General features: G+C 36.2%; 12 protein-coding genes. 7 read left to right on the top strand and 5 right to left on the bottom strand.

What is annotated here, in order from left to right:
- Positions 1–67 precede the first annotated feature (67 nt).
- Together AC0L5Q_RS04060 and AC0L5Q_RS04055 are read right to left on the bottom strand one after the other, a co-directional pair.
- Positions 68–742 (bottom strand): flagellar brake domain-containing protein, encoded by a 675-nt coding sequence (locus AC0L5Q_RS04060; RefSeq protein WP_473614481.1) that lies wholly within the window; start codon positions 740–742, stop codon positions 68–70.
- A gap of 119 nt (positions 743–861) precedes the next feature.
- On the bottom strand, positions 862–2,058 hold the full coding sequence (locus AC0L5Q_RS04055; RefSeq protein ID WP_473614478.1) for a leucine-rich repeat-containing protein kinase family protein: 1,197 nt from the start codon (positions 2,056–2,058) through the stop codon (positions 862–864).
- Positions 2,059–2,377: 319 nt separating this feature from the next.
- On the opposite strand from AC0L5Q_RS04055, the gene AC0L5Q_RS04050 reads away from it, so the two are divergent.
- Together AC0L5Q_RS04050 and AC0L5Q_RS04045 are read left to right on the top strand one after the other, a co-directional pair.
- The gene (locus AC0L5Q_RS04050) at positions 2,378–2,848 is read left to right on the top strand and encodes a DUF6795 domain-containing protein (RefSeq protein WP_473614475.1); all 471 of its coding nucleotides are present in this window, start codon (positions 2,378–2,380) and stop codon (positions 2,846–2,848) included.
- A 20-nt stretch (positions 2,849–2,868) separates the two neighbouring features.
- The gene (locus AC0L5Q_RS04045) at positions 2,869–4,020 is read left to right on the top strand and encodes a lipase family protein (protein ID WP_473614470.1); all 1,152 of its coding nucleotides are present in this window, start codon (positions 2,869–2,871) and stop codon (positions 4,018–4,020) included.
- A gap of 152 nt (positions 4,021–4,172) precedes the next feature.
- Here AC0L5Q_RS04045 and AC0L5Q_RS04040 read toward each other — a convergent pair whose 3' ends face one another.
- Positions 4,173–5,882 (bottom strand): proline--tRNA ligase, encoded by a 1,710-nt coding sequence (locus tag AC0L5Q_RS04040; RefSeq protein ID WP_473614467.1) that lies wholly within the window; start codon positions 5,880–5,882, stop codon positions 4,173–4,175.
- Between the two features lie 194 nt (positions 5,883–6,076).
- Here AC0L5Q_RS04040 and AC0L5Q_RS04035 point away from each other — a divergent pair, with 194 nt between their 5' ends.
- Both AC0L5Q_RS04035 and AC0L5Q_RS04030 read left to right on the top strand, forming a co-directional pair.
- A complete protein-coding gene (locus AC0L5Q_RS04035; RefSeq protein ID WP_077341750.1) occupies positions 6,077–6,559 on the top strand; it encodes a GNAT family N-acetyltransferase in 483 nt (160 codons plus the stop codon).
- Between the two features lie 205 nt (positions 6,560–6,764).
- The gene (locus AC0L5Q_RS04030) at positions 6,765–7,874 is read left to right on the top strand and encodes an arginase family protein (RefSeq protein WP_473614460.1); all 1,110 of its coding nucleotides are present in this window, start codon (positions 6,765–6,767) and stop codon (positions 7,872–7,874) included.
- On the opposite strand, the gene AC0L5Q_RS04025 is transcribed toward AC0L5Q_RS04030, so the two are convergent.
- Positions 7,871–8,389, bottom strand: coding sequence for an Lrp/AsnC family transcriptional regulator (locus tag AC0L5Q_RS04025; RefSeq protein ID WP_473614457.1), 519 nt, complete (start codon positions 8,387–8,389; stop codon positions 7,871–7,873). The two genes, AC0L5Q_RS04030 and AC0L5Q_RS04025, sit on opposite strands and share 4 nt — an antisense overlap.
- Before the next feature lie 234 nt (positions 8,390–8,623).
- On the opposite strand from AC0L5Q_RS04025, the gene AC0L5Q_RS04020 reads away from it, so the two are divergent.
- Positions 8,624–10,780: a TonB-dependent receptor gene (locus AC0L5Q_RS04020; protein WP_473614453.1), complete on the top strand. Its 2,157-nt coding sequence runs from the start codon at positions 8,624–8,626 to the stop codon at positions 10,778–10,780.
- Positions 10,781–10,892: 112 nt separating this feature from the next.
- Positions 10,893–12,197, top strand: a complete 1,305-nt coding sequence (locus AC0L5Q_RS04015; protein ID WP_473614450.1) for a cytosine permease — start codon at positions 10,893–10,895, stop codon at positions 12,195–12,197.
- 74 nt (positions 12,198–12,271) lie between these two features.
- Here the strand turns inward: AC0L5Q_RS04015 and AC0L5Q_RS04010 are convergent, their stop codons facing one another.
- Entirely contained in the window at positions 12,272–13,387 is a 1,116-nt protein-coding gene (locus AC0L5Q_RS04010) for a M14 family metallopeptidase (RefSeq protein WP_473614446.1), read from the bottom strand.
- Positions 13,388–13,632: 245 nt separating this feature from the next.
- On the opposite strand from AC0L5Q_RS04010, the gene AC0L5Q_RS04005 reads away from it, so the two are divergent.
- Entirely contained in the window at positions 13,633–14,757 is a 1,125-nt protein-coding gene (locus AC0L5Q_RS04005) for a DUF917 domain-containing protein (RefSeq protein ID WP_473614443.1), read from the top strand.

Below are 14,757 nucleotides of genomic sequence, written 5' to 3'. Positions count from 1 at the left end.
AAAAAGCCCGAGCGTTTAACCGCGCTCGGGCTTTTTATTGCTTTTAAATCAATAGCTTTCTGAATAATTAGCTATTACTTGGTTCAATAAATAACTGCTCGAGTAGTTTTGGTATTTTTTTCTCTTCATCTAAAAACTGTATACCTACATTGACTAAACCGTGTGTATTTCTACTGTTACATACTTTAGCGGGGACTCTTACTTCGCCATCTATAGGGCTTTGAATACAGACTAAAATATTAATTTTATTTACATGTGTTTTTTCACTTTTACTTTTAAAAGCAAATCCACAGCCTTTAGCTGAAATGTCACTAATAACACCACTAATTTTAGTTGTCTCATCACCTTTGCCTTCAAGCATAATAGTAGCAGGTATATGAATACTGGTTCTTTGTTGTGTTCTTAACTGACGGTTTTCTATTTTTTTGGGGTACTCAAGAAAAAGTAGCTTCTCGGGATGTAAAGTAATGTGTTTAATAGATGATCGAAAAGCAAAACATTCTCCCTTATTACCTTCCATAAGGTAACGCACAATCACCATGTTACCATCAACCAGTACGTCTTTATAATCGGAAGCACGCGCAACTTTAGGATACTTGAGTAAGATATATTTTCCTATCTCAAAGCCTACAAGTGTTAACTTGAGTCGAAGAGGTACGGGGTGGTTAATTTGAAGGTCTAACGTTTTCCCTGGCTGCAACTCAAATAGTTGCTTTGGCTCTTTACTACTTAAATCGGCCATTAGTTCCTATACTTTTCATAATGCTAATGTTTTAAATAGTATCAAACTAACCATAAGAAACAATCTTTTGTTTTCAATTAATTATTTCACTTAAATAGTTTATACATTTAACAATAGCATCAATTTTGTTCATCACACACGCTTAACAAATCCTCAATAAAGTACTGTAGAGCACGTGCTTCAATTGTTTTAATTAACCCTTGCTGCTCATCACTAAGCATGTGATACATAGACGCCGCACCAAAATCGCCAAATATAATATTCGCCTCTTCATCAAACAATGTGTTATGAGCATATAAATCGCCATGACAAACTTGATTCGCGTGCAAATGCTCAAACACCGCTTTCATTTGCGTAACTATTTTATCAACTTGCCCAACACTTAGACTAAACCCTTCAGTAAACGTATCTCTGGTGCAACTTTTAAAACACGGTGGTAAGCCTAAGTTTTTATAATTTTCAGGGATTAAATTCATGATCAAAGCTAAATAACCCGCTTCATTTACTTGCGCTAAACTACGTACTAAATTGGGATGGTTACCTGTTTTTAAACATGCTTGTAGCTCGTCTTGTGGGTAACCGTCGCTTGTCACTTCACCTTTAAAAACCTTAACCGCAATATCATCAGGAAATTCATACTGCTTTTCATTCCAAACCGCCTTTGAAATAACACCCGAAGCCCCTTGGCCAAGAACCTGCTGCAAGGTAAAACTTGAAGCCGTTAACAAAGGCACTGAATCTATTTTCAGATCTGAATAACTAAAAGGATTACCCGCAAAAGCAAACCAAGCCAGCTTAGGCAAATGTAATAATTGAGTAGGGCACTCGGTTAATTGATTCGCTGAAATACGCACCAATTCAAGATTATTTAACTTAGCCATAGTTAACGGCAAACGAGTTAACTTATTGCCTGCTAACGCTAATTTTTGTAAGCGTGGACGCTCGCCTAACGAATCAGGTAAAACCTCAATACAATTATCCGTTAAAATTAACCAACGTAATTTAGACGGTAACGCGTTTTCAGGTACGTGTTTTATTTGGTTAGACTTAAAACCCACCATTTCTAAGTTTTCGCATTGCCCCAACACCTCAGGCAGCGTTTCAAAAAGGTTGTTAGACGCAAAAATAATTTTAAGTTGCGTTAACTGCGCCAACTCTTTCGGTAATGACGTTAACTGATTATTAGACAAATCTAAAATTTCTAAACTGTCGGCTAACGACAGTATTTCTAATGGAAAGGTTGTTAAGTTTTCAGCAAGCGCTAAACGTTTAACTCCTTTTAAATCGCCCGACTGTAATTGAGAAAGAGTTTGCATTAATCATCCGTTTACGTGTTAAAAAGTTAAAACCGTTACACTAAAATATAGGTAAAAACAGTATCTTAAAAACGCGACAGTTTACTTGAAGCTAGTCCTAAAATACAGCTAGGGCCGCACCTTGAAGTTTTATTGTGATTGATACATAAATGTTTGTTTCATCATTATTTACTTTTTCAATTCAATCCCCTAAAATGCCTTGAAATATTTAGTAAGGATAGCTAATAAGTGAACGTAGGAAGCGTCTTCTCTCGCATTACCCCTCTATATTTATTAAATGTCTACTCCTTACTCTCTGATATAACATCAAGGAATTGATATGTTTGCTTGGTTTAAAAAATACGATGTTCATTTATGCTCCGCGGTATCAGGACGAATACTTGATAAAGGTAAGCCTTTAGCGGGTGTTAAGATTGAACGCGAACTAAGGTATATTGATAATAAAAAAAGAGTAGATAGTGCGCTGACTGACGAAAAGGGTTGTTTCACTCTTTCCGTTGTCAATGTTCGATCAAAAGCACCTGGATGGATGTTTTGTGAACAAATGACAGGTCAAACAATTGGCTTTTTTTATGAAAATAAATTTTATAAACTTTGGGGGACATATTTACCTGGTACTGAGCCTATAGAGGCTTATGATAAAAAACTCTCTTGTTTAAATGCTGATTTAGAAAACCCATTAGTATTTTTTAAATTTACTAATGACGACAGTTCTCATGTTCCACACGGGGCTTCTAGTATTTGTCGTTGGGATACTGATTTTGAAATCGATCACATCATTGAAGATTAAACAATATAAGGAAATATAACATGCGTGATTTAACCCCTACAATAGCCGTGAAACTCGCGGAAGGTTCATATCAAATAAAAGAAAAAACTTTAGGTGGAGGGTATGAGACACCTGCACTTAAGTTTTTATCCAAAGACTTCGACTTCAACCTCTCAAATAATGTAGTGCAAGGTATTAGTGGCTCTTTTATGGAGCACATATTTAAGCATAAAACAGGCTTTGCTGTTATTGGAACAGGTAAAAAAGGCGGTGATTATAATGGCCACACTGTTGTTGCAATACGAGGCACTGACATGAAACGTGATGTAGTAACTGACGTGCATTGCGGATTAAGTACTAGTGCGAATAATTTGCCTGCTCATGCAGGGTTTAATAAAACCTTTAATTCTATTAGGCCTGCCTTAGACGCCTATTTTACCAAAAATAATACCGGCCCTGTGCATTGTGTTGGCCATAGCTTGGGAGGTGCGTTGGCTCATTTAACAGCGAATTGGTTAAGTGAAAAACAAAGTGGTCGTCCTATTAACTTATACACTTTTGGTGCTCCACGCGTTGGATATTCGGGGTTTGCTGATAAAACGAGTAATAGCCTGAATAAAATATACCGTAGTTTACATATGGCCGATCCTATTCCTCTTATCCCTTTTTGGCCTTTTGTTCATACCGAAGGCGAATATGTACTTAATGCAGGGCCAAATATTAGTGCAAATGCGCACAGAATGGCAGGGAATTCTCCAGGTTATATTAACACGGCTAGTAGCTATAGAAGCTTTGCTGCTATAAACAAAAATAGTGCACATCTACATAAAGAACAAGTAAGGCTTGATTATGAAAAACGTCATCAAGCGAGTTTTACTGCGCGATGGGCACACCGTTTAGGCGCCGCTTTATTTACGTTATTACAAGATACCGGTTACTTAGCTCAAATTCAGCACATGGTAACGAGTAGTTTAACTTTTTACGATAAAGTTGCTATGGCGTTAACCGAAATTGCTGAAATGCCAGGTCGTTTCGCTGAGCAGCAAAAAGGTATGTTGGGCCATATGTTGGTTTTTGCAGGTAAACATGGTGTAACTATTACTGATATGTCGTATAAATTTATTCGTTGGGTACTTTCAGTTACTTTAGGTAAAGTTGCCGCTGTTGGAAGCCTTGCTTTGTCTATGCTGTAGATGTAATTCTGAATTTTAGTTCAAAGAATTATTTATGCATTCCATAAGGTATAAATGTAAATAGAGTTAATAAGTTATTAATAAAATTATTTGTATTATTAAAAAAGCCGTTTTCATAATGAAAACGGCTTTTTAGTTTGTGCTAGTTTAGCTTACGCAAATAAAGACATTACATCGTCAATTTTGATCATGGTTTTTTCGCCAGTGATTCTGTTTTTAACTTCAAGTTCTTGGTTGTCTAAGTTACGTTCACCAATAACCAGTAGTAACGGTGTGCCAATTAATTCATGGTCGGCAAACATTACGCCCGGTCTTTCTTTTCTGTCATCAAATATTACTTCAATGCCAGCTTGTTGTAATTTTTCGTACAGTGCTTCTGCGGTTTCTTTAACTCGTGCAGATTTAGCCATGTTCATTGGAACAATCGCTACTTGGTATGGTGCGATAGCCGTTGGCCATTTAATACCGTATTTGTCGTGGTTTTGCTCAATGGCTGCTGCAACAATACGTGAAACACCAATACCGTAACAACCCATGGTAAGTATTTGGTTTTTACCTTCTTCAGTGAGTACGCCACAGTTCATTGCCTGAGCGTATTTTTGACCTAACTGGAAGATATGACCGACTTCAATACCACGTTTAATTACGATGTTACCTTGGCCGCATGGGCTTGGGTCGCCTTCAACTACGTTACGAATGTCTTCTACTGTATATTCAGTACAGTCGCGATCCCAGTTAGCACCGGTAAAGTGAACATCATTTTTGTTAGCACCACAAACAAAGTCTGCTAAGTGGGCTGCACTGCGGTCAACAATTACTGGAATATTTAAGCCCACAGGGCCAATAGAGCCTGCATTACAACCCGCAGCCGCTTCTATTTGTTCGTCTGAAGCAAAAGTCAGTGGCGAGGCTACTAAAGGTAAATGCTCTGCTTTAATTTCGTTTAACTGATGATCGCCTCGTAATACAAGGGCGATAACTGGCGTAGCTTGGCCTTTAACTTCTTCGCCTAAAACAAGTAACGTTTTAGCGGTAGTTTTTACGTCAACTTTTAAAAAGTCAGCAAGGTCTTCAATTGATTTAACATTAGGCGTAGAAACTTCAGCTAAGTCTTGTGTAGCAGCAGGGCGGTCGCCTGTTGGCGCTAATGCTTCAGCTTTTTCTATGTTTGCTGCAAAGTCGCTAACATCACTAAATGCGATATCGTCTTCGCCTGAATCAGCTAATACATGAAACTCATGTGAAGCTTCGCCGCCAATTGATCCTGTGTCAGCAATTACTGGGCGGTAATCTAAACCTAAACGATCGAATATTCTACAATAAGCATCGAACATAACTTGATAGGTTTTTTCTAAACACTCATCTGTTAAATGAAAAGAGTAAGCATCTTTCATTAAAAATTCACGACCACGCATAATGCCAAAGCGAGGTCGAATTTCGTCGCGGAATTTTGATTGCACTTGGTACACGTTTAAAGGTAACTGTTTGTAGCTACTAATTTCGTTAGCAACTAACTTAGTAATAACTTCTTCATGTGTTGGGCCTAAAACAAATGGGCGATTGTGGCGATCGTTTAAGCGTAATAACTCAGGACCATAATCTTCCCAACGACCAGACTCTTCCCATAAATCGGCAGGTTGAACCATTGGCATTAATACTTCTAAAGCGCCAGCTCGTTCCATTTCTTCACGTACTATGTTTTCCACTTTTCTTAAAACTTTTAAGCCCGTGGGTAACCAAGTATATAAACCTGACGCTAAATTACGTACTAAACCTGCACGTAACATTAATTGATGACTGATAACTTCAGCGTTGGCTGGGGTTTCTTTCAGTGTTGAAAGTAAATATTGGCTAGTACGCATTGAGAAAATTTTCCGTTAAATAGACGTGTTAATTTCGTAATGGCGGTATTCTAACAGGGCACTTTGGTTGGCAAAAGCGATAAATAAACATTATTGATGTTTTTCCTTAATATTGCTGTTTTACAGGGTTATATTGTTGAATATATTGAGGTACATTGTTTAAAAAAATTAAAGGGTTAACTTAAGGAATAGTGATGACTGTAGAAGTAATAAAAGCCGATTACCACAATGAACAACACGCGAAAGATGTTTTACTCTTATTAAATGCATATGCGATGGATCCTATGGGCGGTGGTGAACCGCTTTGTGAATATACCCAGCAACATTTAATTGAAAATTTAAAACAACAAAATAATGTGTTTTCGGTGTTGGTGTATGTTGATGATAAACCTGCGGCTATTGCTAATTGTGTTGTGGGCTTTTCTACCTTTAATGCTAAACCTTTAGTTAACTTTCATGATGTAGCGGTATTAAAAGCGTATAGAAGACAAGGCTTAACGCAGCTGATGTTTAATAAGGTTGAACAAATAGCAAAAGAAATGGGCTGCTGTAAGTTAACGCTTGAAGTATTAGAAGGGAATACGGTTGCCAAGTCTGCTTATGCTAAACAAGGTTTTGCAGGTTACGAGTTAGATCCTAAAATGGGTCAAGCTGTTTTTTGGCAAAAGAAGTTATAACTTACTTAACTATAATAGGGCTTTAATATTAACGCCAATAATTAATTGTTAGAATTGATATTAAAGCTCAAGTAATTGTTAGAGGGGGGGATTACCATCGTATTTTTTTGAAATGCTCCCATTTTCAAAATTTAATTTTTTAGTATTCCCATAAAATATCTCTTTATGTACCAGTTTTGGTTAACGTTAAATATAGAGGTAAATTATGAAGCCGATATCAACTCCCTTATTCGAGAAACTCTCACATTGTTTGTGTCCGCCAGGTAATGGCGTGTTCACGGTTAACACTGCTAAAGAGCGTAAAGAGCAGCTTCATCAACGTATTTTTGGTACAACAACCAACATAGATAAACATTGGCTTAATACTTTATCTTTACTTCCTAATACTTCAAACGCTGTTATTTTAGGTATTGCTTCAGATTGTGGTGGCGGTATTTTAAGAGGTGCTAATTGGGGGCCGTTGTTTTTACGTTCGTTTTTATTAGAACAGCACCCAGAGCTAAACAGTTATGATTTAGGTGATATTAGAGTTATACCGCATTTGCTGCACGATAAATACTTGAATGAAGCGACTATTTCAAATTGCCAAAAAGCACTTTATGGCAGCAGTGATAAATTATACCCCGTGTCGCCATTAAGTATTACTGAAGATGTATTGCATGACTTTTATAGCGAGTTTCCGCAAAAAGGTATTTTTGGTATAGGTGGCGATCATTCGGTAAGTTATCCTTTAGTTAAAGCTTATTTACAAGGTAAGAAAAAACAAGGAATAAAAGCCGCGGTTATTCATTTTGATGCGCATACCGATTTGCTTACTGAGCGTTTAGGTATCGACTTATGTTTTGGCTCGTGGTGTACGCATATATTGGATGACTTACCCAGCCCTGATTGTTTAATTCAAATAGGTATTCGTTCTAGTGGTAAACCTAAATCACATTGGGAAAATACTTTTGGTGTTAAACAGCATTGGGCGAACGAGGTAAGAACGCTTGGTGTTAACCCTATTGTTGAAAATATTATTAAACAGCTTACAGAGAATAATATAGACGAACTATATGTGAGCTTTGACATAGACGCTATTGACGCTGAGTTTGCTTCGGCCACAGGAACACCTGAACCTGATGGACTTTATCCAAATGAAGCTTTACAAATAATAACTGCATTAGGTGAACGCTTTAATATTACCGGAGCAGATATGATGGAAATAGCACCATTTACTAATAGCACAAGCCATAATGAAAACGCTAGAGAAATAACGCTTTCAGTGGCGGCAAAAATATCTGCATTGTTGATCGATTTTATGTCGAAAAACTAGTTTTCTTCAGAATAAGGTGAGTCGTCTAACCATTTTAATTGAGCTAAAGGGTAACCTAAAAACCATTTAGCTCGATCTAATACTATTCTAGTGTTAATGCGTTTTATGGATAAGGTTTCATCGTCGCTTAATTTATTACAAAAGTCGTTAAGCTTATTAATATTAGAAAAACAGCTTAATGAAATATAATCTACGTCACCACTTAATTGTAAGCAATCCATAATTTCAGGTATGTCTTGTAACGCATTAGCGAATTTTCTTCGGGTAGGTGCGCTGTTGTCGTTTAACGTAAATTCGATATAAGCAAAAACGTGTTCGCAAAGTTGATCTAGGTTTACGTCTGCATGAAAAGATCTAAAATAACCGGCTTCTTTTAAAGATTTCACCCTTTGGAAACAAGCGCTTGGCGACAGATTCACTTTTTCAGCCAATTCAATGTTAGTTAAGTCGGCTTGTAGGTGTAAAAAGCCTAGTATTTTTTTATTGTAGCTGTCAATTTTAATCACTTTTTTCATGTTTTAAGTGCTCTCATCGTTTTAGTTATTTTAATTTGCGTAACTTATTATCTCTTTAGGTAACCTAAAGATTTATTGTTGATTATAATAAATCAATATAAATGTAGTGCCAGAATACACTATTACAAAATAATATTTTTCTATAAACACTCATAATTAATTTAACCCTAGAGTTTAAGTTGCTAACTAACACTTAACTACTTAAGAATAATTATAAAGCATTAAGGCTACGCTATGAGTAAATCTAAAAAGATAAGTAAAGTATTTTGTAAATCACTTGTTTCATGTGCAATTAGTTTATCATTATTTTCATCGGTTCAAGCGGTTGAAGACGAAACGATAAAAGAGAAAGAAGCTTCAATTGAAAAAATTACAATTTCTGCTCGTGGTCGTATTGAAACCATTCAGAATGTTCCTGACTCTGTAACTGCATTTACAGCAGACATGATTGAAGGCTCTCGTATTACTAATTTTCGAGATGTAGCAAACATGACTCCCAACCTTAGTGCTCTTGACAACTTTAGGCCCGGCTTAGCACGAATTACCATTAGAGGATTAATAACGCCACAAGTGGGCGATCCACCATTAGCTTTTGTTGTTGATGGCGTTACCGCACCCGATCTCGAGTTTATAAACCAAGACTTAGTTGATATTGAACGCATTGAAGTTATGCGTGGTGCTCAAGGTGCTTTATACGGTCGTGGTGCTGTAGGTGGTGCGGTTATTGTTACAACCAAACAACCAATTGAAGATTTAGAAGGTTCAGTTAAAGCCTCTTATGGTAATGGTAATACATACAATATAAGTGGTGTTGTATCAGGCTCGCTTAATAAACAAGACACGGCTTATTTTCGTGTTGGTGGTTATACAAAAAGTACGGATGGCTTAATAGATGACGACTTTTTAGGTGAAGAAGCTGATTATTCAGAAGAAGATTCTCTTTTTGCCCAACTGCAGTTTGAACTGTTTAACGATACAAGCTTAAATTTAAAAGGTCGTTATACTAGCAGTACAGCCGGCTTTGCTTATTATCAAAATGTATCGACCGATACGATAGAAGACTTTTCAATTAACACCTCAAACAATATTAAAAACAAAGACGAAAGAGATGTGTACGAGTTAAGTGCTAAATTAACGCAAGAATATGATTTAGGTACACTTGATTTTATTACTTCGTATAGTAAGTCTGAAAATGAACATTTTTATGATGGCGACTATTCTGCTGATCCTACGTTTATTGATGAAGCTGACTTTTTTAGAGCGCCTTTTGGTACAGAAGGTTTATTTGATGTTGAGTCGTTAACAGTTGAAACACGTTTTACTTCGCAAGGTGATCAAGATTTACGCTGGGCGGTATCTGCTTTCTATCAAGACAAAGAGCGTGATAATACCATTAACTTTTTTGATGATTTTAATGGTGATGTTCGCGAAACTCGAGCTGACTTTTCTAACGATCAAATCTATTTAGTGATTGCTGACATTAACAGTAGTGAAGCTTGGGCTGTTGCAGGGCAAGTTAACTACGATATTACCGACAAACTAGAAATTACAGGTGCTTTACGTTACGACCACGACTCAAGGGAGTCGTTTGATCCTAACTTTGTTAACGACACCTTTGCCAAAAAAGACTTTAGCCAATTACAACCTAAAGTAACTATTGCTTATCAAATGCAAGAAGATGTACTTATTTATACGGGTTATTCAAAAGGTTTTAGAAGTGGTGGCTTTAATGAGCCTGCTGAAGGTATTCTTAGAACCTTCGATAAAGAAGTTTCAGACAGCTACGAAGCAGGTTTTAAATCTACATTATTTGATGATAAAGTCACCATTAATGGTGCTATTTTCGCGATAGAACAAGAAAATGCACAAATTACGCAATTCAATGTTGATACTTTTACCTTAGAAAACTTAGGAATTGATGAAGTCGAAACCAAAGGACTTGAGTTAGAAGTAGGCGTTGCCATTACTGCTAACTTAGATTTTCGTTTAAGTGCAGGGCTAATTGACTCAGAAATTATTGAATTTGAAAGACGCCCAAACTTAGTCGGTGAATCACAGTTTTGGGTTGCCGATTATAATTATTCAGCGTCAATTAACCACTTTTTTGAATTGAACGAAACATGGTCGCTTATTTCACGTGCGGATGTTCAAATCATTGGGCCTAAGTCATTCAATCTTGAATTACCTGAGATTAAATCGTCTCAATACACCTTTGTAAACGCAGGTGTTGGTATAAAGTCAGAAAATATAACACTGCAGTTTTATGTTAAAAACTTAACCGATGAAAGAGGTATAGAAGACATCTTTATTTTTGGTGATGGTGTAACTGACCTAGCTCGCCAACCTAATAGACCACGTAGTTTCGGATTAGAAGCCATATATAGTTTTTAAGTTAGACATGTTTAGCACAACTTAAGGTGCTAAGCTTTTATCAGCCTTTTAGTTTTATTCTAGTGTTATTTTAGTATTAGGAGGCTGATTTTTTTAATAGGTGTCTATTCTTATGAACAATAGCGAAACGTGTAAAAATGATATTTTAGAAGATTATGCAACCAGCCCAGTGCCTGAAGAGAAAACCATTGGTGGTGTGCGTATTGGTATGATAAATGGAGGGTTAGCGTTTGCGGTTCCAGGGTTAATTACTGGACTCGAAATAGGAAAAGCTTTAGGACTTGAACAAAGTTTATATGCTTTTTTATTAGGTGGCTTAATACTGTCTATATTGGGCTATATTACGGGTCTTGTGGGAATGTATAACCGACTTGCTTCATGTATGATGATGAAGTTTGTGTTTGGGAATGTTGGCGCCAATATATTAAGTTTTGCTTTTGTGTTGTCGTTATTGGGATGGTACGGGGTAAATATTGATGTTTTTAGTAAAGTTATACAAGAACTCATTCAAGATACTTATGACTATACCGCTACGATTTGGGTGTTAGAAATTGTTATTGGTATATTAATAACACTCACCACTATTTTGGGATTTAAACTGTTAGAAAAACTTTCTACTTTACTGGTTCCTGTGCTTTTTCTTATTGTTATATACATGCTTTATCAAAGCATAGGCTATAGCGCTAACGAGCTTAGTGTCCTTCCTCCAAATACTGATTTTACCTTTGGCGAAGCTGTATCTGCTGTGGTGGGGAGCTTTATTGTGAGCGTGGTGTTAATGCCTGACTTTTCACGGTTTTCAGCAACCAAAAGAGGGACTTTTATCGCTTCCTTTTTGCCTTTTTTATTCATTAATAATTTTGTTTATATTGTAGCGGCTATAGCAGGATTAGCTGTGGTGAATAATGATGTTTTACAAGTTATGCTGGCGCTTGGTTTAGGTGGTTTTGCTTTTGTGTTATTGATCACTTCAGGTTGGGTTACCAGTGTTATTAATTTGTACAGTTCTGCGTTAGGTCTAAATTCTATTACGCAAAAGTGGCCTGAATGGAAAGTTATTATTTTTGTAGGTATTTTAGGAACATTTATCGCTTCTTTTAATTTACTCGATAACTTTACAAGTTTTCTGTTTGGCTTATCTACTATTTTTACACCTGTGGCTGCTATTTATGTTGTTGATTTCTTTTTTATTAGAAAGAAGCAGCGCTATGTTATAGAAGAACTGTCGGCGGTGAGTAAAGTTAATGTCGTTGCGCTTATCGCGTGGGCAGTAGGTATTGTTGTTTCTATGTTAACTAATCAAGGGTATTTCACGCTTACAACAATAGAAGTATGTGACTCACTTTTAATTACGGCTCCAGTTTATTATCTATTAATGAAAATTAATCCTAAATTTAATACCAATCCCGTTAATTAATCGTACAAGTCAATCTATAAAAATCAGCTTAGCTTTAATGAAATAAAGCTAAGCTGATTTGTTTAAGTGGCTGTTTACAATTCTTCTAAAATACGCGCTATAGGTGATAATAGTTGTGTACCCATTTTTATACTACGCTCAGGTGACCAGCCATATATAGGATCAGGGTTGTACTTATTATCTAAAAAAGGTAATTCGATAGTAAGAGATAAACACCCAAATAAGTAACCCACCTGATTACAAGCAATATCTAACAAGGCTTGATTCGGTTCATCTGCTGGATAGCCATTCTCAATTGAAAAATCGATTGTTTCTTCATTAAAATAATGTCTAAAATTTTTGTCTAAACTGGCTTGCTTTTCAGTGTAGTTTGAATTGCCTTCACAACCTGCTGCAAAGGTAAATGGGCGATCTTCATCACCATGTATATCTAAAAATAAATCAACACCAGTTTGCTTCATTAAGTCTAATACGTAAAAAGACTCGGGGGTTTTTTCTGCGCAAGGTGTTTTCCAAGATCTATTTAGGTCTATACCACTCCCATTGGTGCGTATATTACCAACAACACTCCCGTCAGGGTTCATGTTAGGAACAAGGTATAATGTCGCTTTAGATAATATGCTGTGGTCGTTTTGTGCTAACAGTTCTTGTAAAAAACCTTCCATTAACCATTCGCTCATCGTTTCAGCTGGATGTTGGCGAGCAATAATCCATATTGATTTTTTGTGTGGTGAAGGTGATCCAATTTGTAATACTTCTACTTGGTTTTTATTAACGGTTTCAATAGCTTTTAATAAAGAACATTGTGGATGAACCAGAGAATTTCCTATTAAATTGATATGACGCTCATACGAATAAGGGGCAAATAAAGCATAATAAGTAATAGGCGAGTCTGATTGATCACAGAAGGATAATGTTTTTCCGTCGTAATGGGTGTTAATACGACGCCATTCTTTTCTGTTTGACGAGGCAACAATAGTACAAGTATCCCAAGCTTCAGGAAATGAAGCTTCATCTGCATTATCAATAAAATATTGGCAGTTAAAGTTTTGCACATTTGAAGCTCTAAAATAGAACCACTGTTTATGATCTGCGTTAGTGTCTTTACGTAGATTTAATCGTATATTCGTGTGTGAGTCTGTGTTTATAACGGTAATATTGCCGCTATCGAAATTGGAATCTATTCTCATTTTTAACCCTTAGTACAATCAATATTTATACCCGTAACCATTCAAGATACTCTGAAATACGCATATTGATTGGTAACGGGTATAACTCTATGTTTAGTGTGTAATAAAAGCTAAAAATTAAATTGGTTTATAGTGATACCTGAAAAAATTTAAATTTGATTTAGTGGCCGCATTCGAAACTTAAATTTTTAACAATTCGTTATTATTTGCTGTAACTAAAGTTCTGACAAAGGTGTTAGTAATACATGCAATTTAAACGTCTAAGCAAAGAAGATTTATCTGATATTTTATACGGTTGTACCATTTTAGGAACAGGCGGTGGAGGCGAACTTGATGAAGGCTTTAATTATATAAATAAAGCGTTTGATGCAGGTAAAGAATTTAAGTTGATAGATTTTGATCATGTACCTGATAACGCCAAAATCTGTACACCTTATATGTTAGGCGCTATTTCAGATTTATCTGCTGAAGAAGAACAAGAATACAGCGAATTACCTCAAAGTGGTGAACCTTCTATAATGACAGCGCTTCGTCGACTAGAACAGCTTACAGGTGACTCTTATTTCGGCACTATTTGTTGTGAATTAGGTGGCTCTAATACGGCTATTTCATTTTACGTAGCAGCGATGAGTAATGGTTATATTATTGATGCTGATCCCGCTGGTAGAGCTGTGCCTGAAATAACGCATTCAACTTATTATTTAAATAATTTACCAGCAGCACCGATTGTTGCTGCAAATGAATTTGGTGAATGTTTTGTTTGCGAAAATGTTAAAGACGATATGCGAGCAGAGCGTTTAGTACGTGCTTTGGCTAAAGTAAGTCGTAACGATATTGCTGCTATTGATCATGCAACCGAAGCGAAGAACTTAAGAGGAGCTGTAATTCAAGGCACCATATCAACGGCTTTAGAGTTAGGTAAAGCCTACCGTTTAGCCAAAGCAGATGGGAGTGATATTGCTCAAGTTATTGCTGATAAAGGCAATGGTTATGTCGCTTTTAGAGGAAAAACTCAAAACTTTAATTTTGAGACTAAAGATGGGTTTACTCTGGGTTATATTGAGATAGAAGGTGTAAATAACTTTGAGGGTGATACTTACTCTATTGACGTTAAAAATGAAAATATGCTTGCGCGTAAAAATGGTGTAATTGACGTTACTATTCCTGAGCTTATTTGTTGTATTGATCTCGATAAAGGTGAACCTATTACCAATCCTAATCACCTTGTTGGTATGAATGTCGCTGTTATTATTTTACCTGCACCTAAAGAGTTTTTAACAGAAAAAGGTTTAAAAGCTTTTGGACCTGCGTACTTAGGTTTAGCGGATGAGTATTTTTCTGCAGTAGAAAAACACTTTAAGCAATATTAA

It is taken from the genome of Pseudocolwellia sp. G5-9 (genome assembly GCF_055808995.1).
The sequence above is the reverse complement of the archived record's forward strand: the minus strand, read 5'-3'. Positions and strand labels throughout refer to the sequence as shown.